This window comes from Brevibacillus sp. FSL K6-6036 (assembly GCF_037964015.1).
Lineage (GTDB): Bacteria > Bacillota > Bacilli > Brevibacillales > Brevibacillaceae > Brevibacillus > Brevibacillus borstelensis.
This window is the reverse complement of record NZ_CP150173.1, coordinates 1,335,765-1,358,477: the sequence shown is the minus strand read 5'-3', so window position 1 is coordinate 1,358,477 and position 22,713 is coordinate 1,335,765. Positions and strand designations below refer to the sequence as shown.

Here is a 22,713-nt window from a genome sequence, read left to right as displayed (position 1 = left end):
CCCTGTCATCCTTCCAGCTTGTAGCCTAGGCCGCGAACGGTTTTGATATAACGGGGACTTTTCGTGTCTTCCTCCAGCTTTTCGCGCAAATGGCTGACATGCACGTCGACGATCCGCGAGTCGCCGATGAAGTCGTAATTCCAGACGGCATTCAGCAATTGGTCCCGAGTCAGGACTCTGCCGTGATGGCTGGCGAGATAATGGAGCAGTTCAAATTCCTTTGGCGTCAGCTCCACCTTCTCACTGCCTCGAAACACTTCGTATTTTTCCGGATAAATCCTGATTTCCCCAAATTGCAATACTACCTCGTCCGGGGCGGCCGCCGCCTCGGAAGATGTCTGGGTACGGCGAAGAATCGCTTTTACCCGGGCGATCACTTCTCTGGGGCTGAAAGGCTTCGTCAAGTAATCATCCGCCCCCAGCTCGAGACCAAGGATTTTGTCCAGTTCATCGTCTTTGGCTGTCAGCATCAGGATCGGCGTGTTGTTGCGCTCCTGGCGCAATGTTTTGCAGACGTCCATGCCTTCCATCTTGGGCAGCATCCAGTCGAGAATAATAAAATCAGGCTGCTCCGTGCGAGCCATATCCAGGGCCTGCTTTCCGTCACAGGCAGTTATTACTTGAAAACCGGCTTTTTCCAGGTTGAATTGCAGCAATTTGACGATAGACGCCTCGTCGTCTACCACTAAAATCTTTGTCATTATGTTTCCCCCCTACGCTGCCGTCCTCGGCTCTTCTCTAGTGTTCTCACGTTCCAGTCTGCCAAATCCAGCTTAGGTAAGACAAGTAATTTTTTTGTAAAGATGTTGTTGGGGCTGTGGTGGAGGAGATGAAACAGGAGAAAACTGCTGCAGGTTCGGTGGGACACTTGCTGGGGGCGGGGGGGTGTCCGGCGCCAAAGCAAAAGCGGAACCGCGTCCAAAAGCAGCAGGTTCATTGATGTCTCTCAGAGTTGGACGCTGAAAGCGTGTTCCGCTTTTGCTTTGGTGCCTGGGTAGTGTCCCAAAGACCTTTGCCGTTTTCTCCTGTTTCATCTCTACAGCCATAGTGGTTGGAGGGGGTGTTTTTAGCAGATACAGGAAGCATAAGGGTGAAAGCGATTCGAAGATGAGCAGGCATGAATCATTGTTAACTTTTTTCAGGAAAAATCAAAAGACGCCCCCTTGGGAGCGTCTTTCACTAGTAATAGCTATTGCGGGACTTTGTTATTGCAAAACCTTCATGACATTGCGCACGGAGTCGGCGGATTTGTCGAGGGCGGCTTTTTCTTCCGCAGTCAGTTCCAGCTCGATGACTTTCTCGATGCCTTTTCCGCCGAGCAGGGTTGGCACGCCGAGGTAGATGTCATTGTAGCCGTACTCGCCTTCCAGATAAGCGATGGAAGGCAGAATGCGTTTTTTGTCCTTCAGGATGGCTTCTGCCATTTGAACGAGAGAAGCAGCCGGCGCATAGTAAGCGGAGCCGTTGCCCAGCAGGTTGACGATCTCTCCGCCGCCTTTGCGGGTACGCTCGACGATCGCGTCCAGGCGATCCTTCGGAATCAGCGTTTCCAGCGGTATACCGCCCGCATAGGAGTAGCGTACCAACGGGACCATGTCGTCGCCGTGGCCTCCCAATACAAAGCCGGTAACGTCTTCTACGGACACGTTCAGCTCCATCGCTACAAAGGTGCGGAAACGGGCTGTATCCAGCACGCCGGATTGGCCGATTACGCGCTCTTTCGGGAAACCGGACGTTTTGAAGAACGTGTAGGTCATCGCATCGACCGGGTTGGACAGAACCAACACGATGGAGTTCGGAGCGTGCGTTTTCACTTGCTCTGCAACGGAGCGCATGATGCCTGCGTTGGTGTTGACCAGATCGTCGCGGGACATGCCTGGCTTGCGGGCAATCCCAGCCGTGATGATGACAAGGTCAGCACCCTTGATTTCCGCATAGTCCGCTGTGCCCGTGATGCTGGAGTCAAAACCGAGGACCGGAGAAGATTCCATCATATCGAGCGCTTTCCCTTTTGTCGGGTTTTCCAGTTGCGGAATGTCCACCAGCACGACATCTCCCAGTTCTTTTTGAGCCAGAATGAATGCTGTCGTTGCACCAGTGAAGCCGCTGCCGATCACTGCGATTTTTTTGCGTTGGAATGCCATATAAGGTCGCCTCCATAGCATTGCTTTTTGTTGGTTTGCTAATGGTCCCAGAAAGCCTTTTTGCTCGGTACTTTACACTTACATGTTTTTGATCAGGGCATCAGCGAACTCGGAGCATTTCAGCTCGGTTGCGCCTTCCATCAGACGTGCGAAATCGTAGGTTACGGTTTTCGCGGAAATTGTTTTTTCCATGGAGTTGATGATCAGATCTGCCGCTTCGTTCCAGCCCAGGTGACGGAGCATCATTTCGCCGGAGAGGATGACGGAAGACGGGTTCACTTTGTCCAGACCGGCATATTTCGGAGCAGTACCGTGAGTCGCTTCGAAGATTGCGTGTCCAGTCAGGTAGTTGATGTTTGCGCCAGGAGCGATACCGATACCGCCTACTTGTGCAGCCAGCGCGTCGGAGATGTAGTCGCCGTTCAGGTTCAGTGTAGCTACTACGTCGTACTCAGCCGGACGAGTCAGGATTTGCTGCAGGAATGCATCGGCAATCACGTCTTTTACGATGATTTTGCCTGCTGCTTCTGCTTCTTTTTGCGCTTTGTCAGCGTCGCCGCCTTCTGCTTTGATGCGGTCGTATTGCGCCCATGTGAATACTTTGTCGCCGAATTCGGCTTCAGCTACTGCATAGCCCCAGTTTTTGAACGCGCCTTCGGTGAATTTCATGATGTTGCCTTTGTGTACGAGGGTTACGGATTTGCGCTTGTTGTCGATCGCGTAGTTGATCGCTGCGCGAACCAGACGCTCGGTACCTTCTTTGGAAACAGGCTTGATGCCGATACCGGATGTTTCCGGGAAGCGGATTTTCTTCACGCCCATTTCGTTTTGCAGGAAGTCGATTACTTTTTTCACTTCCGGTGTACCTTCAGCCCACTCTACGCCAGCGTAGATGTCCTCGGTGTTTTCGCGGAAGATCACCATATCTGTCAATTCAGGATGTTTTACCGGAGAAGGAACGCCATCGAAGTATTGAACAGGACGTACGCAAGCGTACAGATCGAGCTCCTGGCGCAGCGCCACGTTGATGGAACGGATTCCGCCGCCGACTGGTGTAGTCAGAGGGCCTTTGATTGCGATCAGGTATTCGCGAACAGCAGTGAGGGTATCCTCAGGCAGCCACTCGCCGTATTGGTTGAAGGATTTTTCACCTGCGAATACTTCGAACCAAGCGATTTTCTTTTCGCCTTTGTATGCTTTTTCTACGGCTGCATCCAACACGCGAACAGATGCATTCCAAATATCAGGACCCGTACCGTCCCCTTCGATGAACGGGATGATCGGGTTGTTCGGTACTACCAGTTTGCCGTTATCTACTGTGATCTTTTGGCCAGAAGTTGGCTGCGACAAGTTTTTAAACACAAGAAATCCCTCCAGTATATGGAAAATAATGGTAGAAAAATATTTCCAGACGTAGGAGAACTACCACACTCGGTGGTAGTTCTCAAGCAGGTGCTTAGGAGTGTGGGCCCGCTATGGTGCCGCCTCCTCCACGATCGGAATAGCAAGGGTCATTAGCGGCGGTCGATTGGCACGTAGTGCTGGTTGACCGGTCCAGTGTAGTCGGCGCGCGGACGGATCAGGCGATTGTTTTCGTACTGCTCCATGATATGCGCAGTCCAGCCGGACATTCGGCTAATCGCAAAAATCGGCGTGAACAGATCGCTTTCCAGTCCGAGAGCGGTGTAAACGGAAGCGGAATAGAAATCGACGTTTGGCTTGAGGCCTTTTTCGCCAGTCACCATTTCTTCCACCTTGACGGACATCTCATACAGCTCTGGACGTCCGATTTGAGCGGTGAGCGCTTTGGACATTTGCTTCAGCCATTTCGCGCGCGGGTCTCCGTCTTTGTACACGCGGTGTCCGAAGCCCATGATTTTGTCCTTGTTGTCCAGCTTTTGACGGATGTAGGATTCCACATTGTCCATGGAACCGATTTCTGCCAGCATGGCTGCTACAGCTTCGTTGGCTCCGCCGTGCAGAGGGCCCTTCAATGTGCCGATCGCCGAAACGATACCGGAATAGATATCGGTCAAGGTCGCTACAGTCACACGCGCTGCGAACGTAGAAGCGTTGAACTCGTGGTCCGCATGCAGAATCAATGCTACGTCAAATGCTTTTTCTGCGGTTTCGGTAGGCTCTGCACCAGTCAGCATGTACAGGAAGTTTTTTGCAATCCCGTAAGACGGATTCGGAGCGACAGGTTCCAGTCCCTTGCGCATACGTGCATACGCTGCGATCAGGGTTGGGGTTTGAGCCATCAGGCGAATCGATTTCCGGTAATTGGCCTCAGGAGTCATGTCCTGCGCTTCTGCGTCGTAGAGCGCTAGCGAAGAGACAGCTGTGCGCAACGCCGCCATCGGGTGTACGCCTTTTGGATAGGCGCGAATGCTGTCGATTACCTCTTTCGGTACCGCAGCATTTTCGCCCAGTTGCTTTTTCAAAGCATCCAGCTGATCGCGCTTCGGTAGGGCTCCATGCCAGAGCAGGTACACAACCTCTTCAAAGGTAGCGTTTTCAGCGAGCTCGTCGATGTTGATACCTCCATAGCAAAGTACCCCATCGACAATCGAACAGATCGAAGATTGAGCGGCGACCACGCCTTCAAGTCCGCGAGTAGCTGTCATGTAACTCTCTCCTTTTCCACTCTAAGCTATATGAAATTGTCCTGGTGGTTCCTTTTACGACCACCCTCCGCACATGAATGATTGACAAATCGGCTTACATAATCATTCGCTTTTATAAAAAACGCGTATTTCAGGGAGGAGAGACCCACGGGTCCTGCTGCTGCATGGTTATAAAAAGAATCCAACCATAATTCGACACAATTATAAAAGATTATTGCGATTTTGTGAATGATAAATGTACAAGATGCAAAAAAGCCGGTGTATATGGCAAAGCTTGCTTGCACCTACCAGCATACTGCATAATAGTTACAAAGCGGTCACGATCGTTTTTTCACGCTGATCGGAGGGACAGCCGCCTGGAAACATTTATGAAAACAACGAATCCATCTCTCTATTCCTCCGTGGATAGAAAGGAGAGTACTATTGAACCGGCATAACTGGGTTGAACGCCTCTTTCAAATCATTCGGTTTTTATGGGTTTGCCTTGTCATTTATCTCGGCTTCAAGCTCATTGTATTCGCATCACCTTTACTGTACCCATTTCTAATCTCCTTAGTCATCGCACTTGTCATTCATCGGCCTGTGACGTTTTTGACCAGAAAGGCCAAGTTCCCCCGGTGGCTGTCCGTAACGATCGCCCTCCTTCTTTTAATCGCGATTTCCGGCGGCGTCGTCACGCTCGTCATCACCGAGACAGTCGTAGAGATTGGAGAATTGGCGAGAAAGCTTCCCGGATTTTCCAACGAGCTTGCTCAATACCTGCAGCGGACGATTTCCCAGGATTTTCTGACCGGCCTGTATGAGCAGATTCAATGGTTCTACTCGCATCTGGACCTTGCGTACAAGGATAAATTGGACAACACGATCAGACAGGGAATTACATCGATTACGCAAGCTGGACAGCAGCTCATTGTGCAGTTTCTCGATGGCTTGAAAAACTTCCTCGTGTCGCTGCCGAACCTGGCGACAGTGTTCGTGATTTCCTTGCTCGGCGCATTTTTCATTGCCAAGGATTTCTTCCTGTGGGAAGAGCGCTTCAGAAAGCTTCTCCCAAACGGTGTCAACAACCGGCTTGACGAGATTTTCAAGGATCTGAAAGCCGCTTTGTTCGGCTTCCTCAAAGCCCAGCTTACGTTGATTTCGTTGACAGCTGCCATCGTCATCATCGGCCTTTTGATCCTGCGGGTCGAATACGCAGTCACGATCGGACTGATTACCGGTCTCGTTGATCTGCTGCCGTACCTTGGCACAGGGACGGTATTTATCCCGTGGATCATTTACCTGTTTTTCAAAGGGAACTACAGTCTGGTCATCGGCTTGTCGATCCTGTACGGAGTCGTGCTGATATTCCGGCAGATTATCGAGCCAAAGGTCGTTGCCGAAAACGTCGGATTGGACCCGCTGCTAACGCTGGTCGCTCTGTTCGTCGGCTTGCAGATTTTCGGATTTCTCGGCCTCATCATCGGGCCTGTTTCCCTGGTGTTGATCAACGCGCTTGTAAAGGCGAAAGTATTTACCGATATTTGGAGGTACATCAAAGGGACCGAAACGTAAGAAAAAGGAGGCGACGGCCTCCTTTTTTGCTTGTTTTTATGATGTCAGCGCCGGAAGAAGAAATGAACCCGCCCGGAAGAGATCAGCGACCACAGCCATCTTTTTATGAAGTGGCGAATAATCATCCGTGTATAGGGAACAAGGAAAATGACTCCGACAACATCGGAAAAGAAGCCTGGCATCAAGAGCATAATCCCGCCTGAGAGCACCAGCGCTCCGTCAATCAGGGTCTCTGTAGGCATTTGGCCTCGGGAGAGCTGCAGCTGGAGCATCCGCATGACCTGCAGCCCCTGCTGCTTGGCCAGCCACGCTCCGACAAAGCCGGTCAAAATCACCAGCGCGATCGTATACCATGGACCGATCACCTTTCCGACCGCGATCAGCCCCCAGAGCTCTACCGCGGGAACGACGATAAACAGAACAAGCAATATGCGAAAAAGCATGGCTATTTCCCCCCAGCACACCGCTCTTCCAGCAGCGCGTATACCTCCGGCACCACGCGGGCCAGCCGGATCGGCTTCATCTCCATCGTTGTAAACGCATGCTTGGTCTTGCCTGCAACGAGCAGTTGTTCGTCAGCCACCCGGTATATTTCATAACCGAACGTCAATCGGACCATAGACAGCTCCTCCAGCTGCGTCCTGATTTCCACCCAGTCATCGTACCGTGCCGGCTGCTTATACGATAACGAGACGTCTGTAACGGGCAAAAGGATTCCCTTTTCCTCCAGACTCCGATAGGTCACGCCAGTCTCGCGAATAAATTCAGTCCGTCCCACTTCAAACCAATTGAGGTAGTTCGCATGGTAGACCACTCCCATCTGGTCCGTTTCACTGTACCGAACACGTATCCGATGCGTATAAACAGTCGAGTTCAACGCGATCGCCCCTTTCTATCCTTATTGTATCACAGACAACACCTTTTCTACTTCTTTTGCCGACTCGATTATCGGCGTCGCCCATTCGTCATTCCGCTTCTTTCCCAACCCGGCGGCTCCATCCGGGAAACGGTTTTTGCACTGTTGCGTCTATCATACAGTTGGAAAAAATAGAAAAAGAGAGAAGGGATCAAATGCTGTACCGCCGACGTACCTATCAAATTGATCCAGCCAGACAAGCGGCATTTCAGTCATTTTTCCAAGAATACCTGCTCCCTGCCCAGCTCAAGCACGGTGCCCGGCTGGTCGGACGATGGTCGACAGAGCGCGGCGACGAAGTGACTGCCATCTGGGAGTACGACAGCATGGAAGCGTATGAAAGAATCGAGAACGCTGTCAAGTCTGACGAACTGCATCGCCTGGCTCAAGAAAAGCGCAACAGCCTCGAACCGTTGTACCTGTCATGCAAACAGGACTTCCTGATTCCTGCCAGCACCTACAACCCGCCCAAGCACATCGTGGCAGCTTTCGGCTATATCACGAACGACGACGGCGAGGTCCTCCTGGTGAAGGCCCGAAATCGTCAGGATACATGGGAGCTGCCCGGCGGACAGGTAGAGGTCGGCGAGAGTCTGCTGGATGCTGTCATCAGGGAAATCAGAGAGGAATCCGGCATCGAAGCCCGGCTCACGGGCATCACCGGAGTCTATCACAACGTAAGCAGCGCCATCGTCGCTGTCGGCTTTCGCGGAGTCGCCATCGGGGGCTGCTTGCAGACATCGGAGGAGACCACAGATGTCCGTTTTGTCAAACTGACAGAGGAAAACCTGCATGAATACATCACCCGTCCCCAACTGGCCAGCCGTACGCTCGACGCCCTGACAAAAGGCTCTATCTGCTTGGAGATGTTTCGGCTGTCCCCCTATGAGCTGATCTACCGGATGGAAGAACCGACAGCCGCACCGCAATAGCAAAAACCGGAGCAGAACGATTGCGCCGTTCTGGCTCCGGTTTCTTCATATCCATGTATGCGATTAACGAATCGGGCAAGCCCCTGTCTCGCAAGAATCTGCCGTCGAAAGATCGGAGTCTCCCCCGCTTTCGAACATTTGCAGAATCGCCGGATCAAACGGCTTCATGCTCGCCTTGAGCGCTTCGTACTGTTCTTTCGTGCACGCTTCGTAAGGCGCCAGTTGATAGGTTCCTCCGTCCAGCTGCAGGAAGGATACCCCGACGAAGTTGTCCCAATTGCTGTAGACGATCTCCTCTACCTCGTCCCACTCCTCTGGACGGACGGTAATGGTGTTGGACGAGTTGTGCTCCGTGTACTCTTTTTGGAAACGGAAGTAGGTGTCAAACTGGCGTTTGGCGTTTACTTCATTTTTCGTCTCGCGCGCACCGGAAGCAACCGGGAAATCGATTACCAGCGTACGGGCATTAGCCATGCGCTCCTCATGGGTTTCCCCAGGCGTCCCCACCTCGGGATGAACCGTCCAGCCCAAAGTCTGAACCGCTTTTGCCAACGGATCTTCGGCATTGATCCGAATCCGGCGAATGTAGTACGGAGAATGCGACCAGTGCAGACCGCTGGACACGCCGCCAGCTACCTGGGAGAGCGTTCCTTCCGGCTTTACTGTGGTCACCAGCAGCGGCGAGTTGACTCGCAGCTCATATGCATAACGGTCGGCCTCTTCGCGGGCTGCATTGCCGAGCAGGCGGAGCAGCTCGACTTCTTGTTCCTCCGTATATCCCAGCGATGCGATCGCATCCTTGACGCCTGTCAGAGAGGTTCCCAGCAGTCTGTCGCGCTGTTGAACGACATCCCAGTGAGGCAATTCGAGCGTCACCAGAGTCATGCGCAGGCCGGCACGTGCCGATTTGCGCTGTGCATCCAGAAGTCCGTCCAGATCGAGGTATTTGGAGCCGTCCGGACTCTCTTTTACAAATTGGACCAGGTTGACAGTCGTCAGGTTGCACACGCCGTAAGAGTCCAGCAGGATTTCGGCGCAAGGATTGAGACCTTCTGCATTCGGACGGCGGCGGTTGGCTTCCTCCAGATTGACGAAGCCCGGTTCGCCCTCCAGTTGCATCATCGTGAATACGAGATGCAGGAACTCGCGGCTCGGCATTTGGTTGAACGCGATCGAGTTGTTGGACATGCGGCGGTGATCCAGACCGAAACGGCCGTCGCCCACCTTTTGGATGTTGTCAAACCAGGAAGGCTTTTTGTCGCCGAGCAGCTCTCCCACTTTTTGGTGATGGGCGATCTGCTGCTCTGTCCAGAAGCCGTTGATACCGTATTTGGCAAACAGGCACTCATAGTCATCGTGGTCGAACAGGAAGATCTCTGCCGTACGGCGAACGCCGCCCACAACAACGTTTGCGCCGATCAGATTGCCGATATCGAGGACGTGGATCGGGCGAATCTTGCCGTAGCCTTTCTCGTCGACTTCGATCGGATCAAGGGAAGCGTCAATCTGGTTTTTCAGCACCTTGTCGATGCCTTCGAACATTTCGCGAAGCGGTTCATGGCCGCTGGCAGTTCCGCCAAAACGCTTCAGGCGCTCGCCTTTTGGCCGTACGCTGTTATAGGAAATCTTGACAGTATGAATTTGCTCATATGCAGGGTCGGTCAAAATATGCAGATAGTGGCGGAGCGATTCGACCCAGCCTTCCTTGCTGTCGCCAACGTAAATTTTGGCGTATCCGTTCCCCAGCACCTTCAGCTCGGAGCGCTCCAGTCGCTGATGCATCGGCAGCGGCTTGTACTCGGAAGAAAGCAGAGTGACATTCGTCCGGATCGGAGCCAAGCCTTCAGCCATTTGCTTTGTGCACTTGAAGCCCACTCCTGTTCCCACCAGCAGCAGGTAAAAGAGGTCGCACAAATCTTCCCAGGATTTGATGTTCAGGAAGGAGCAGTTGAAATTGGCCAGCGGATACAGATCGGCTACGCCATTTTCCGCGCCGCCAACCCAAAGTGTGCGTCCGGACAGGAATTGCTTCAGGTTGAACATGTTGTCAAACAGACCCTCGGCCTCTGTCTCCAATTCACGCAGATCAGGGGTGAGTCCGATTTTAATCATATGCTGGTAAGCCAGCTTCATATTGTAGTCGATCGAACGACGGCAGGTTTCTTTCCACGTCTCGCGTCTGCCGAGCTCAGGGATAAACCGGGAGTAGGTGCGATAGTAGACAAATTGCCCCAACGGGTTCATATGTAACGGAAAATCCGGGTATTGATTCAGGAAATCATCCCGCAGAAAACGGGTTCTTGTTTCTGTTGCCAGCATTTCGGTTCCTCCTTCTGATATAGCCAAACTACGTCCGATGTACCTGTCCGTAGCTACGCGCTTGTGCCCACATCTTGTCTTGCAATCTCTCTTTCTAGTTAACTATGTTTCCCCCAAAAACACAATAGATTTTTCTATATATTGTGCGAAAGATTTTTCGACAACACAATATATTGTGTTTTCCGCAAAAAACAGGACTTGACAAGCTTTTGCTGACAGACGATCAAGAGCAGGCGAAAATCCAATTTTACCAGATAAAATTCTGATTGGCACCCCTCGTCCGATAGGAACATATTCCTAATTGGACAAGCGTGCGACACAAAATACTCACTTCCTGCCTCGAACAAACCATACTTTTCTCCTATAGACTACCAGCGGACGATAGACAACAAGCACGACAAAGAGAGGGTACATATCGGCACCCTCTCCCCATTATATGGAAAACACTTTTGCCTAGTTCCTACAGTACGCGTGCATGTCCGGTGTAAATGTGGCCACGCTCTGCATCAACAGTCACGGTTTGACCGTCTTTCAGCAAGTCCGTCACCTTTTTGACGCCTACGATGACCGGTACGTTGAGGTTCAACCCGACGATTGCGGCATGGGACGTTAGTCCTCCCTCTTCCGTAATAACTGCCCCCGCTTTTTCAAATGCAGGCACCATATCGGAGTCTGTCCCGATCATCACGAGAACGCTCCCCGCTTCGGTCTTTTCCAATGCTTCAGCAGCCGAACGGGCAACGACAACCTTGCCACTCACGATTTTGCGGCCGATTCCCTGCCCTTTCGCTACAATGTCGCCAATTACGTGGATTTTCATCAGATTGGTGGTTCCGACCTCCCGTACCGGAACGCCTGCCGTAATCACGACCAAATCGCCGTGGCGAACGAAGCCGGCCTCCAGTGATTTCTGCACGGACAGCTCCAGCATCTCATCCGTTGTATTGGCTACTGTTCCGAGCACCGGATACACACCGTTGACCAGGGCCAGTCGGCGCATGACGCTCTCATGCGGAGTGACCGCCACGATCGGGGCCTTCGGACGATATTTGGACACCATTCGGGCAGTGTGTCCGCTCTCGGTAGCCGTAATCACCGCTGCCGCGTCCAGATCCAGCGCCGCATTTGACACCGCCTGGCTGATGGCGTCCGTGATCGTCACCTGTTTTTGCACCGCGTGAGCAAACAGAATTTCCCGGTAGTTCAGCTCTTGTTCCGCTCTGACCGCGATCCGGTTCATCGTCTCCACAGACTCGACCGGATACTTCCCTGCTGCCGTTTCGCCGGAGAGCATGATCGCGTCGGTGCCGTCAAAGATGGCGTTCGCCACATCGCTTGCCTCGGCCCTTGTCGGACGCGGGTTCCGCTGCATGGAATCGAGCATTTGGGTAGCGGTAATCACCGGTTTCCCCAGATCGTTGCATTTCTTGATCAGCTGTTTCTGTACGAGCGGCACTTCTTCTGCCGGAATCTCGACGCCAAGGTCGCCGCGCGCCACCATCAAGCCGTCGGCAACAGCGAGAATTTCATCGACATTGTCTACGCCTTCCTGGTTCTCGATCTTGGCGATGATGTCGATTTTGGCATGATGACGCTCCAAAATCTCGCGGATTTCCAGAATGTCCGATGCCTTGCGGACAAACGAAGCTGCGATAAAATCTACGCCTTGCTCGATGCCGAACACAATATCCTGTGCGTCCTTCTCCGTAATGCCCGGCAGATTGATCTTGACGCCGGGCACATTGACACCCTTTTTGCTCTTCAGTGTACCGCCGTTTTTAATCTCGCACACAATTTCGTTGCCTTCTACTTTTTCTACAAAAAGTCCGATCAAGCCGTCGTCGATCAGGATCGTGTCTCCAGCCTTTACGTCGCGGGGAAGCTCCGCATATGTAATCGAGACGCGTTCGGCTGTGCCTGCCACTTCCTCTGTCGTCAGGATCATCCGATTCCCTTCGACCAGCTCGACAGAGTCTACACCGAGTGTGCCTGTCCGAATCTCCGGCCCTTTGGTATCCAGCAGGATCGCTACCTGTTTGCCTGTCTCCTCGCACGCACGGCGAATATTCACGATGCGCGCGGCGTGCTCTTCATGCGAGCCGTGGGAAAAATTTAGCCGAGCTACGTTCATTCCTGCGTGAATCAGTTTTTTCAGCGTCTCGACTGATTCGCTGGCAGGTCCAATGGTACAAACGATTTTTGCTTTACGTAACACAAGAAGTCCCTCCTAAGCTATGTGCTCCCGATTAAATGGAGAGCGTACGTGCCAATTGATAAATGGATAAGTCAAGCTGATGCTTTTGTGAAAGTGCTTCCTGGAAATCGACGTCGACGATCGCATTGTTGCGAATGCCTACCATGCGGTCCCGTTTTCCTTCGATCAGCAGATCGACCGCTGCAGCTCCCATTCGGCTGGCGAGCATCCGGTCAAATGCAGTCGGCGAGCCTCCCCGCTGAATATGGCCAAGCACGGTTACACGCGTCTCCAGGCCGGTCAGCCTTTTGATCTCGTCAGCGTAATAATTCGCGCTGCCTACGCCTTCTGCCACGATGATGATCGTATGTTTTTTCCCGCGGCGGTGTCCCGATTCGAGCCGCTCTACGATATCCTCGATATCATTCTCCGCTTCTGGGATCAAAATAGACTCCGCCCCGGCTGCGAGACCTGCCCACAGGGCAATATCTCCGGCATCCCTGCCCATCACTTCAATGATGTAGGTACGCTCATGCGATGTGGCTGTGTCCCTGATCTTGTCAATGGCTTCGACAACTGTATTCAATGCGGTATCAAAACCGATGGTGAAGTCCGTGCAAGGGATATCGTTGTCGATTGTGCCGGGAATACCGATTGTCCTGACACCCTTTTCGGACATTTTCTGGGCCCCCCGGAAGGAACCGTCACCGCCAATGACGATCAATCCTTCGATTCCGCGTCTGTTCAGTTGATCCACCGCTTTTTGCTGCCCGACTTCGGTCTTGAATTCTTCACTTCGCGCTGAATAGAGAATGGTTCCGCCGCGGTGGATGATATCACCGACCGAGCCCAGCGTCATTTCCTGTATATCGCCATACATCAAACCCTCGTAGCCATGATACACGCCATACATTTGAATCCCGTGGTACGCGGCTCGCCTGACTGCTGCGCGCACGGCTGCGTTCATGCCGGGTGCATCCCCGCCGCTGGTTAAAACTGCAATTTTCTGCATGGAAACCACCTCATCCATTCTTTCCGTCATTAGGATGCCTTGAAACCAAAACAGTATGTACGATATTCCCTTTCTTACACGCTGTATTAGTTACAAGGACATATCTGTTACACTCACGGGAGCAATGTGCTATACTTTTAGAAAGATCTGACAAGTCCCGGTTACGAATACGATTGTATCAGATTTTATCGACAGAAAAAAGCAAAAAGCGCCCCCCATTTTAGAGGGAGGCGTAAGAACCGATCTGTTTAAATTTCTCGTAACGATCCTGTATCAATTCTTCTGGACTGAGCTGTTCTAGCTGTTTCAGCCCTTCCAGCAGCTTGGCCTTGACGAGAGAAGCCTGCAGCATCACATCGCGGTGAGCGCCGCCAAACGGCTCCTCGATGATGTCCTCGATAACTCCCAGCTCCTTCAGATCGGGAGCCGTGATCTTCATCGTTTCCGCCGCGCGCATCGCCAGACTGGCATCTCTCCACAGAATGGCCGCCGCGCTTTCCGGTGCGATCACGGAGTAATAGGAATTCTCCAGCATATAGACGCGGTTCCCCACTCCGATCGCCAAAGCTCCGCCGCTGCCGCCTTCACCGATCACGACACAGATGATCGGCACGCGAAATCTCGCCATCTCCAACAGGTTGCGGGCAATCGCTTCGCTTTGCCCCCGCTCCTCCGCCGCTTTCCCCGGATACGCCCCCGAGGTGTTGATGAAGCAGATGATCGGACGGCCAAATTTGTCGGCCTGCTGCATGATGCGGAGCGCTTTGCGGTAGCCTTCGGGATGGGCCATACCGAAATTGCGCTTGATGTTGTCCTTTGTATCTTTGCCTTTTTGGTGCCCGACAATGGTAACCGGACGTCCGTCCAGCTTGGCAATGCCCCCGACAATCGCCAGGTCGTCTCCGAATAAACGATCACCGTGCACTTCCAGAAAATCAGTAAAAATATGATCAATGTAGTCCAATGTGGTGGGTCGCTCCGGGTGACGGGCGAGCTGTACGCGCTGCCACGGCGTCAGGCTTCCGTAGATCTGTTCGGCCAAATCCTTGGCCTTCTGCTCCAACCGCGCTACTTCTTCGGAAAAATCAATCCCTTTTTCTTCGGTGAACCTGCGCAATTCCTTGATTTTATCCTGCAACTCCACCAATGGTTTTTCAAAGGGAAGTTCGTTCGCCATCTTTATACTCCCTCCCGAATCGTGTGCATCTCAACGAGCTTGGATAGCGTCGAGCGCATGTCCTTGCGATGCACAACCATATCGAGTTGCCCGTGATTCAGCAAGAACTCGGCTGTTTGAAAGTCTTTTGGCAGCTCCTGACGGATTGTCTGCTCAATTACGCGTCTGCCGGCAAAGCCAATCATCGCTCCAGGCTCGGCAATATTGTAATCGCCAAGGGAAGCAAAGCTGGCAGAGACACCCCCGTAAGTAGGGTTGGTCAGGACAGACACGAACAACTGGCGTTCCCGGTCCAGCTTTGCCAATGCCGCGCTTGTTTTCGCCATCTGCATCAGACTGAGCACGCCTTCCTGCATCCGCGCACCGCCTGAAGCCGAAAAAAGGATAAAGGGGAGCTTGCGCTCTGCAGCCTGTTCGATCGCCCTCGTAATTTTTTCACCGACGACCGAGCCCATGCTGGCCATGCGAAAACGCGAATCCATTACGCCGATAATGACGCGCTGCCCATCCAGAAGCCCTTCGCCTGTCATGATCGCCTCTTTCAGATTCGTCGCTTCCATATCCTTTTCCACTTTTTCCAGGTAGCCTGGGAAGCCAAGCGGGTTGGCTGTCACCAAATCCGTGTCGAATTCTTCGGTCAGCACGCCGTCGTCAAGCAATGCCGCAATGCGCTCCGGCGCCGACATCGAAAAATGGAACTGGCATCCCTTGCAAACGCGGAGATTCTTCTCCAGGTCCTTGGAGTAGTGAATCGTTCCGCAATGCGGACACTTATTCATCAGTCCCTCGGGAACTTCCTTGCCTTTTGTGACGGCTTCGACAGCGCCGTCAGCCTGGGGAGTTCCACGCGATATTGTTTCCGAGGGGACTGTAGCAAATTTGCGCTTTTTACCAAAGAGATCCTTAAGCACAGTTACACCTCACCTTTCCCTTCAGTGAAGGATCGTGCCGAGTACTTCCTGGACTTCGTGTACCTCGCTCTCGGGGACGAGAATCTCGTACTGTTTGGAGACCTTCGCCTCGCGAACCTTTACCAGGAATCCTTCATCTGTCAATCGTTGCTGTATCCGTTCCGCGATTTTTTCGCTGGGAGCGATATAGATGACCGTCCACATGGTGGCTTCCTCCTTGATCGTCCAATACAGGTCTGCATCATCATATCACAGCCCCAGCAACTGCCGCAAATCGGGCCGGGAGAAGTCAGAGCTTGGAGTTTTCCAGATGCTTTCTCATCCGTTCTACAGCCTGCTCCTCGTCTCCTGCTCGTATCGCTTCCATGATCTGACGATGCTCGTTTACTGCTGATCTGGCCCGTCCTTCACGGGAGAGCGATTCACTGCGGACAGAATCGCTGTATTCCACAAGCGGCGCCCAAATCCGGTGGAGGATGGAATTGCGGCTGGAGCGGCAGATAACGCGGTGGAACTGGTAATCCTCTTCAGTCGGAATTTCTCCCTGTTCGATCCGCTCCTCTGCCGCAGCGAGGATCCGCTCCATTTCTTCAAAGTGCTTCGCGGTAGCCCGGCGGCAAGCCATCCGAACCGCATCCAGCTCCAGGACCTGGCGCATCTCAATCAAATCTTTTTTCGTTTTGTAATCCCGGAGGATAAAAAAGCCGAGAATATCAATCAGGCGGTTGTGACGGTAATGCTTTAAAAAGGTGCCTTCTCCCCTGCGGGTTTCGATCAGGCCAAGCAGTTCCAATGCCCGCAGCGCTTCGCGTACAGACGAACGGCCGGCACCCAGCTGCTCGGACAGCTCCCGCTCGGAGGGCAGCTTGTCACCAGGACGCAAATTTTTTTCTTGAACGATCTGATGGATTTGCAGGAGAATGCCTTCGTATACCTTTCTCTCCTGTAGCGAATCAAGCATCCTTTCGCTCCTCCTCCCCGATTGCCTTCGGTGAAGCACCCTCCAAGGATCACTTTGTCCCGGAGGGTGTTAGTCACATGACGTCCGCAATTTACGCTTTTTGATAGGAAATGGCTGTCAGCGCCGCCGTTTTTTGGCGGATCGCCTCCGGATCGACGGAAAGGCGAGCTACGCCTGTCTCCATCGCCGCTTTTGCCACGGCCGCAGCTACCTGTGGAGCCACGCGCGGGTCAAACGGAGCCGGAATTACCTTGTCCGCAGACAGCTCTTCGGCCGAGATGAGGTCGGCGATGGCGTAAACGGCTGCCAGCTTCATCTCTTCGTTGATTGCTGTTGCGCGCGTATCGAGCGCGCCGCGGAAAATGCCCGGGAATGCGAGTACGTTGTTTACCTGGTTCGGGAAGTCGGAACGGCCCGTACCGACGACAGCCGCCCCAGCCGCTTTCGCCTCTTCCGGCATGATCTCGGGAGTCGGGTTTGCCATCGCGAAGATGATCGCGTCGCGGTTCATCGATTTCACCATTTCCGGCGTGACAGCGCCGGCTACCGAAACGCCGATGAATACGTCAGCGCCCTTCATCGCATCAGCCAGATTTCCTTCCAGCTTTTGGCGGTTGGTGATCTTCGCCATTTCTTCCTTGATCGGGTTCATGCCGAACGTACGGCCTTCGTACACGATGCCTTTGGTGTCGCACATGATGACTTCCTTCACGCCCATGGACAACAGAAGCTTGATGATGGCGATCCCCGCTGCCCCGGCCCCGTTGGCTACGACACGGATTTCTTCCAGCTTTTTGCCGACAACGCGCAGGGCATTGATCAGACCGGCAGCAGTAACGATTGCCGTACCGTGCTGGTCATCGTGGAAGATCGGGATATTGGTCTCGCGCTTCAGGCGCTCTTCTACCTCGAAGCAGGCAGGCGCCGCGATGTCTTCCAGGTTTACCCCGCCAAAGGTCGGCTCCAGCATTTTTACAGTTTCGACGATTTTGTCCACGTCGGTTGTATTCAGGCAGATCGGGAACGCGTCAACGCCTGCGAACGACTTGAACAGGACCGCCTTGCCCTCCATAACCGGCATAGCGGCCTCAGGTCCGATATTGCCCAGTCCGAGTACGGCTGTACCGTCGCTGACAACGGCTACGAGGTTTCCCTTCATGGTGTACTCGTATACTTTCGCCGGGTCGTCGAAAATCTCCTTGCAAGGCTCGGCAACACCTGGGGAATATGCCAGGCTCAGATCGTGCGCATTGCGCACCGGCACCTTGGTTACAGCCTCCAGTTTCCCCTGATGTTTTCTGTGAAGTTCCAGTGCTTCCTCTCGTAAATTGGACACAAGTACCACTCCATTCTTCATTTGTATGTATGTTTGGGCTATCTATACTGAACCTGCGCTTAGTGGTCAGACCACTTTTTTAAATTATGTTCTCATTATAGCAAAACCGTTTCTCCTGTAAACCTCTCGAAATCGGCAAAAAAGGGAGGACTTTGGTCATCCTCCCCCGTTTACGGGCAATTCTTTTTGAATTACGCTGTCACGTCCCACAATTTCTCGCGCTTGCTCCAAAAATGACTCGTCCACCTCTACCCGAATGGCATCCGGAAGGCGAATTGTCCGTCTTTTCCCCTCGTAGTACAGAACGACGGGAATCGTACCTCTTTTTTCGACAAAAAGGCGCTGCAGGCTGTGAAGCGTCGAATCATGCTCCTGCTCTGCCGATATTTTGACAAACAACACGGGTTCCATGGATGGCTTGGGCAGCGAGGCGGCATCCCAAAAGCGGTTGGCAATCAGCTTCACGATGTCGTCCTGATGATCGATCCGCGCCTCTGCTACGACGACCTGCTCTTTTTTCAACAGCTCCGCGTATTTGGCATACACCTTTGGAAAGACAACGGTCTCCACCTGGGCTGTCTTGTCCTCTAGCATGAGAAACGCCATCGGCTCCCCTTTTTTGGTCTGGATGCGCTTTTCCTCCGTAATCATGCCGACGATCTTGACGGTCTGCTCCCGGGAACATTCGGACAGAGCCGATACGGCGTGCACCTCCGGCCGGTTGAAGAGATGCGAATACTGATCCAGCGGATGGCCGGACAGATAGACGCCGAGCAGATCGCGCTCCTCCTTCAGCTGCTGGCTGCTGGAAAAAGGCGGCACCTCCGGATATTCCGACGGCTGACGGAGGGAATCCGCTTCGCTGTCTCCGGCAAACAGGTTGAGCTGGTCGGCATCCCGTTCGCTTCGCTTGCTTGTCGCCTTGCCCATCGCCTCGTCCAGGAGCACCATCAACTGGCTCCGGTGTCCCGGCAGCGAGTCCAGCGCGCCGCAAAGGATCAATGATTCGACGACCCTCCTGTTGACCAGTCGTCCGTCCACCCGGGCACAGAAGTCAAACAAGTCGCGGTACGGCCGTTTTGCCCGCTCCCGCACAATCGATTCAATCGCTCCGTAGCCGACGTTCTTGACGGCTGCAAGGCCAAAGCGGATGGCATCGCGGCTGACCGTAAAGTAAGCCTCGCTTTCATTTACATCAGGCGGCAATACCTGCAAATGCAGGCGGCGCGCCTCCTCCGTGTACTCCGCAATTCTCGTCTGGCTGCCGATGGACAGCGAAAGGAGGGCAGCCATGAACGCGAGCGGATAGTTGGCCTTGAGATAGGCCATGTGATAGGCAATCATCGCATAAGCGACGGAATGGGCTTTATTGAATCCGTAATCGGCAAAACGGACGATCAAATCGTAAATCTCGTGGCCAAGCTTCTCCCCGTAGCCTTGGCGGATACAGCCGGCGACGAACTTTTCCCGCTGCTCGTTTAACAGCTCCCGCTTTTTCTTGCCCACGGCGCGCCGCAGTATATCCGCTTCGCCCAGACTAAAGCCAGCCAGTCGGGAGGAAATCTGCATGATCTGCTCCTGGTAGATCATGAAGCCATGCGTTTCCCTCAGAATCGGCTCCAGATCGGGATGAGCATACTGAACGGAGCTCTCTTTGTGTTTGGCCCGGATGTACTGCGGGATAATCTCCATCGGCCCCGGACGGTACAGCGCCAGTACGGCGATGATGTCATCGAGTCCGGTCGGCTTCAGGTCCCGCAAAACATTGCGAAAGCCGGTCGACTCCAACTGAAAGACACCGGTCGTCTCTCCGCGGCTGAGCATCTGGAATGTCTTCGGATCGTCCGGCGGAATGTTCTCCAGGTCCACGTCTACGCCAGCCTGGCGCAAATGCCGAAGCGCTTCCTGAATAATGGTAAGGTTGCGCAGGCCGAGAAAATCCATTTTCAACAGCCCGATTTCCTCCAAATCCTCCATCGGAAACTGTGTCAGGGCCAAGCCTTCACTGCCTGTCTGCAGCGGGACATACGCAGTCAACGGTTCAGGGGCAATAACCACTCCCGCCGCATGCGTGGAGGCGTGACGCGGCAGCCCCTCTACTCCCTTGGCCGTCTCGATCAACTGGCGTGCCTGGACATTTTCCGCACACAGCTTGCCGAGGTCCGGATTGAGCTGGAACGCTTTGTCGATCGTCATTCCCGGCGACTGCGGGATCATTTTCGCCACGCGGTCTACCAGTGCCAGCGACATGCCCAGCGCCCTGCCTGTGTCGCGGACCGCTGCACGGGCGGCCATCGTTCCAAAGGTAATGATCTGGGCAACGCGGTCACGTCCGTATTTGTCCGCTACATAGTGGATCACTTCATCCCGCCGCTCCACGGAAAAATCGATGTCGATATCAGGCATCGTGACCCGCTCGGGATTGAGAAACCGCTCAAACAAGAGGTTGAACGCAATCGGGTCGACATTCGTGATCTTGAGGGCGTAGGCGACCAGACTGCCCGCCGCCGATCCCCTTCCCGGTCCCGTCGCGATTCCTGCTTCATGAGCAAAACGCATGAAGTCCCACACGATCAGAAAGTAGTCCGTAAAGCCTGTGCGGGTAATGATGGACAGCTCATGATCGAGCCGTTCGCGGATTTCATCCGTCATCGTCCCGTAACGCTCGATGCAGCCCCGCTCGCACAGCTCGCGCAAATATGCTGTCGGATCCTGTCCTTCCTCCAGCGGATATTTCGGCAGGATGTGCTGTCCAAACGACAATTCCCATTGGCAGCGCTCCGCAATCTCTACCGTATTGGCCAGTGCACCAGGCACATGGGCAAACAGCTTGGCCATCTCCTCGCCGCTTTTCAGATAGTACTGGTCCGTCTCGTAGCGGAAACGGTTTTCTTCATCGACCGTTTTTCCCTGTCCGATCGCCAGCAAAATATCATGCTCGCGGTGCTGCTTTTGGTAGACGTAATGGACGTTGTTCGTGACCACGAGCGGCAGTCCCAGCTCATGACCGAGTCTGAGCAGGCGCTGATTGAGGCGGCGCTCGATCTCCAGCCCGTGATCCTGCAGCTCCAGATAAAAATGCTGCGGGCCGTATACATCCCGGTACCACAAAGCTGCCCGTTTGGCCTCCTCCGCATCGCCAGACAGCAGAGCTCTGGCCACCTCTCCTTCCCTGCAGCCGCTAAGAGCGATCAAGCCTTGCCTATGCTTCGCCAGCGCCTCTTTATTCAAACGGGGCAAAATAAAATGACCATCCGTGCCTGCGATTGTGGCCAGCTTTAAAAGATTGGCGTACCCTTCCTGATTTTCTGCCAGCAAGACCAGATGGCTGGGCGGCGGCGCACTCCGGACCCGATCCTGAAGGTTTCCTTCTATTACATAGACCTCCATCCCGATGATCGGCTTGATCCCCGCTTCTTTACAGGCCTTGTAAAAGGGGACAGCCGCATACAAATTGGCATGGTCCGTCACAGCCAACGCTTTCATTCCCAGCTCTGCGGCTCGCTGCACCAGCTTCTCCACTCGTGCCGCCCCGTCGAGCAAACTGTATTCCGTATGCACATGCAAATGCACAAAGGGGGTCATCTCGATTCTCCCTTTCCTGCTTTCCCGTCTTCTTTTTCTTTCTCTCTTCATTATAACGAAGTGGTTCCCGATAAAAAACGCTTCGGTCAAAGACCCCGCATCCGCGCGGCCTGCCTTTACAATCACGCGTGCGGAAGGTATAGTGAAAGAAAAGGACCGAAGCGTTGCCGCGCTCCGGTCAAGTACAATCGGTGCCCGCAGAGGAGCGGCCCGCCGGAAAGAGGTAGCTCGCCGAAAAGATCCGTCAGGTGCGAGCTACTTCTTTTTGTTGCTCAGATCATGGGTGACGAGTAGAACGACCAGGGAACCGAAAGACAGCATAAGACTGATGGCTTCGAATACAGTCATGGCATCACCCCCCTTCCTTCCAAAGTGGGGATGAGCTCGCTGCCCCTGGCAAGCTGTCCGGATTGTACAAGAAAATTATACCACAAAGTATAACCAGAACAAACATTCCCATACCCGATTTGACCTGTTTTGCAAACTTTAGTAGGATTATCCTAGATTCCAGGAGAGGATGAATCCATTTATGTGGTTTGCTACCTATATGACGGGCGTGATCGCATCGTTGGTGGCCAGCGTCTATTACAGCGTGACAGCCCGTCAGCGAGGCATTCACCCGCTCGTCTCCAGAATGACGCTCGGCAAAATGAATATATCGCTCGGGGTATTGGTCACCTTGTTCGGGTTGAACCAATTTTCCTTTGATGAGCTGGACCAGATTCGGATCTTTGTCGCTTTGCTGCTCCTGTTCGTCGGAGTGATCAATCTGGTCCTGGGCACACGCAACTATCTCCGCTATCGGGCTGCCTGGCAGGCGGAAGTGAAGAAAAGCTCCTGACCATGGTGGAGCTGTAAGCTTTGGGGCTTGCGCGCCTTATCCTTTTAAAACGGGAAGCTTTTCCTTTATTCCCATCCGTTTTTTCTGGCTAAACGTTTTTTTCTTGCGCTATAATGGGCGTGTGTGACATTCTATGCTTCAGACAACCGGAGAGCTGTGCCGACGGTTGTCCTTTTTATTTTCTTGGAAACGATTTCCACTCTC

19 protein-coding genes and 1 pseudogene are annotated in these 22,713 nt (G+C 53.5%); 4 read left to right on the top strand and 16 right to left on the bottom strand.

Annotated elements, in window-relative coordinates:
- Nucleotides 1-5: 5 nt before the first annotated feature.
- From NST37_RS06895 to citZ, 4 genes are all read right to left on the bottom strand, one after another.
- A complete protein-coding gene (locus NST37_RS06895; protein WP_003387987.1) occupies nt 6-701 on the bottom strand; it encodes a response regulator transcription factor in 696 nt (231 codons plus the stop codon).
- 504 nt (nt 702-1,205) lie between these two features.
- On the bottom strand, nt 1,206-2,144 hold the full coding sequence (mdh, locus tag NST37_RS06890; RefSeq protein ID WP_031932236.1) for a malate dehydrogenase: 939 nt from the start codon (nt 2,142-2,144) through the stop codon (nt 1,206-1,208).
- A 78-nt stretch (nt 2,145-2,222) separates the two neighbouring features.
- On the bottom strand, nt 2,223-3,506 hold the full coding sequence (gene icd, locus NST37_RS06885; RefSeq protein ID WP_003387989.1) for an NADP-dependent isocitrate dehydrogenase: 1,284 nt from the start codon (nt 3,504-3,506) through the stop codon (nt 2,223-2,225).
- A gap of 152 nt (nt 3,507-3,658) precedes the next feature.
- Nucleotides 3,659-4,771, bottom strand: a complete 1,113-nt coding sequence (citZ, locus tag NST37_RS06880; RefSeq protein ID WP_003387990.1) for a citrate synthase — start codon at nt 4,769-4,771, stop codon at nt 3,659-3,661.
- 423 nt (nt 4,772-5,194) lie between these two features.
- Here citZ and ytvI point away from each other — a divergent pair, with 423 nt between their 5' ends.
- Nucleotides 5,195-6,325 (top strand): sporulation integral membrane protein YtvI, encoded by a 1,131-nt coding sequence (gene ytvI / locus NST37_RS06875; RefSeq protein ID WP_003387992.1) that lies wholly within the window; start codon nt 5,195-5,197, stop codon nt 6,323-6,325.
- 44 nt (nt 6,326-6,369) lie between these two features.
- Here ytvI and NST37_RS06870 read toward each other — a convergent pair whose 3' ends face one another.
- Together NST37_RS06870 and NST37_RS06865 are read right to left on the bottom strand one after the other, a co-directional pair.
- Nucleotides 6,370-6,768 (bottom strand): FxsA family protein, encoded by a 399-nt coding sequence (locus NST37_RS06870; RefSeq protein ID WP_003387993.1) that lies wholly within the window; start codon nt 6,766-6,768, stop codon nt 6,370-6,372.
- Between the two features lie 2 nt (nt 6,769-6,770).
- The gene (locus NST37_RS06865) at nt 6,771-7,202 is read right to left on the bottom strand and encodes a thioesterase family protein (protein ID WP_003387995.1); all 432 of its coding nucleotides are present in this window, start codon (nt 7,200-7,202) and stop codon (nt 6,771-6,773) included.
- 194 nt (nt 7,203-7,396) lie between these two features.
- On the opposite strand from NST37_RS06865, the pseudogene NST37_RS06860 reads away from it, so the two are divergent.
- Together NST37_RS06860 and NST37_RS06855 are read left to right on the top strand one after the other, a co-directional pair.
- A pseudogene (locus NST37_RS06860) lies at nt 7,397-7,633 on the top strand (NIPSNAP family protein); the annotation flags it as partial.
- A 51-nt stretch (nt 7,634-7,684) separates the two neighbouring features.
- Nucleotides 7,685-8,173: an NUDIX hydrolase gene (locus NST37_RS06855; RefSeq protein ID WP_031932235.1), complete on the top strand. Its 489-nt coding sequence runs from the start codon at nt 7,685-7,687 to the stop codon at nt 8,171-8,173.
- Between the two features lie 63 nt (nt 8,174-8,236).
- On the opposite strand, the gene nrdJ is transcribed toward NST37_RS06855, so the two are convergent.
- The 10 genes from nrdJ to NST37_RS06805 form a co-directional block, all read right to left on the bottom strand.
- On the bottom strand, nt 8,237-10,492 hold the full coding sequence (nrdJ, locus tag NST37_RS06850) for a ribonucleoside-triphosphate reductase, adenosylcobalamin-dependent (RefSeq protein WP_003387997.1): 2,256 nt from the start codon (nt 10,490-10,492) through the stop codon (nt 8,237-8,239).
- Between the two features lie 460 nt (nt 10,493-10,952).
- The gene (gene pyk, locus NST37_RS06845) at nt 10,953-12,707 is read right to left on the bottom strand and encodes a pyruvate kinase (RefSeq protein WP_003387999.1); all 1,755 of its coding nucleotides are present in this window, start codon (nt 12,705-12,707) and stop codon (nt 10,953-10,955) included.
- 31 nt (nt 12,708-12,738) lie between these two features.
- The gene (gene pfkA, locus NST37_RS06840; protein ID WP_251237812.1) at nt 12,739-13,698 is read right to left on the bottom strand and encodes a 6-phosphofructokinase; all 960 of its coding nucleotides are present in this window, start codon (nt 13,696-13,698) and stop codon (nt 12,739-12,741) included.
- 220 nt (nt 13,699-13,918) lie between these two features.
- The gene (gene accA, locus NST37_RS06835; protein WP_024983173.1) at nt 13,919-14,875 is read right to left on the bottom strand and encodes an acetyl-CoA carboxylase carboxyl transferase subunit alpha; all 957 of its coding nucleotides are present in this window, start codon (nt 14,873-14,875) and stop codon (nt 13,919-13,921) included.
- A 2-nt stretch (nt 14,876-14,877) separates the two neighbouring features.
- The gene (gene accD, locus NST37_RS06830) at nt 14,878-15,786 is read right to left on the bottom strand and encodes an acetyl-CoA carboxylase, carboxyltransferase subunit beta (RefSeq protein ID WP_003388003.1); all 909 of its coding nucleotides are present in this window, start codon (nt 15,784-15,786) and stop codon (nt 14,878-14,880) included.
- Between the two features lie 21 nt (nt 15,787-15,807).
- Nucleotides 15,808-15,990, bottom strand: coding sequence for a hypothetical protein (locus NST37_RS06825; protein WP_003388005.1), 183 nt, complete (start codon nt 15,988-15,990; stop codon nt 15,808-15,810).
- A gap of 85 nt (nt 15,991-16,075) precedes the next feature.
- Entirely contained in the window at nt 16,076-16,747 is a 672-nt protein-coding gene (locus tag NST37_RS06820) for a FadR/GntR family transcriptional regulator (RefSeq protein ID WP_003388006.1), read from the bottom strand.
- A 91-nt stretch (nt 16,748-16,838) separates the two neighbouring features.
- Nucleotides 16,839-18,083 carry a malic enzyme-like NAD(P)-binding protein gene (locus tag NST37_RS06815; protein ID WP_003388007.1) on the bottom strand — a complete coding sequence of 415 codons (1,245 nt, stop codon included), beginning with the start codon at nt 18,081-18,083 and terminating at the stop codon, nt 16,839-16,841.
- 156 nt (nt 18,084-18,239) lie between these two features.
- A complete protein-coding gene (locus tag NST37_RS06810) occupies nt 18,240-21,668 on the bottom strand; it encodes a DNA polymerase III subunit alpha (protein ID WP_024983171.1) in 3,429 nt (1,142 codons plus the stop codon).
- 255 nt (nt 21,669-21,923) lie between these two features.
- A complete protein-coding gene (locus NST37_RS06805; RefSeq protein WP_221175480.1) occupies nt 21,924-22,016 on the bottom strand; it encodes a putative holin-like toxin in 93 nt (30 codons plus the stop codon).
- A 181-nt stretch (nt 22,017-22,197) separates the two neighbouring features.
- On the opposite strand from NST37_RS06805, the gene NST37_RS06800 reads away from it, so the two are divergent.
- A complete protein-coding gene (locus NST37_RS06800) occupies nt 22,198-22,509 on the top strand; it encodes a YtpI family protein (RefSeq protein WP_031932232.1) in 312 nt (103 codons plus the stop codon).
- Nucleotides 22,510-22,713 lie beyond the last annotated feature (204 nt).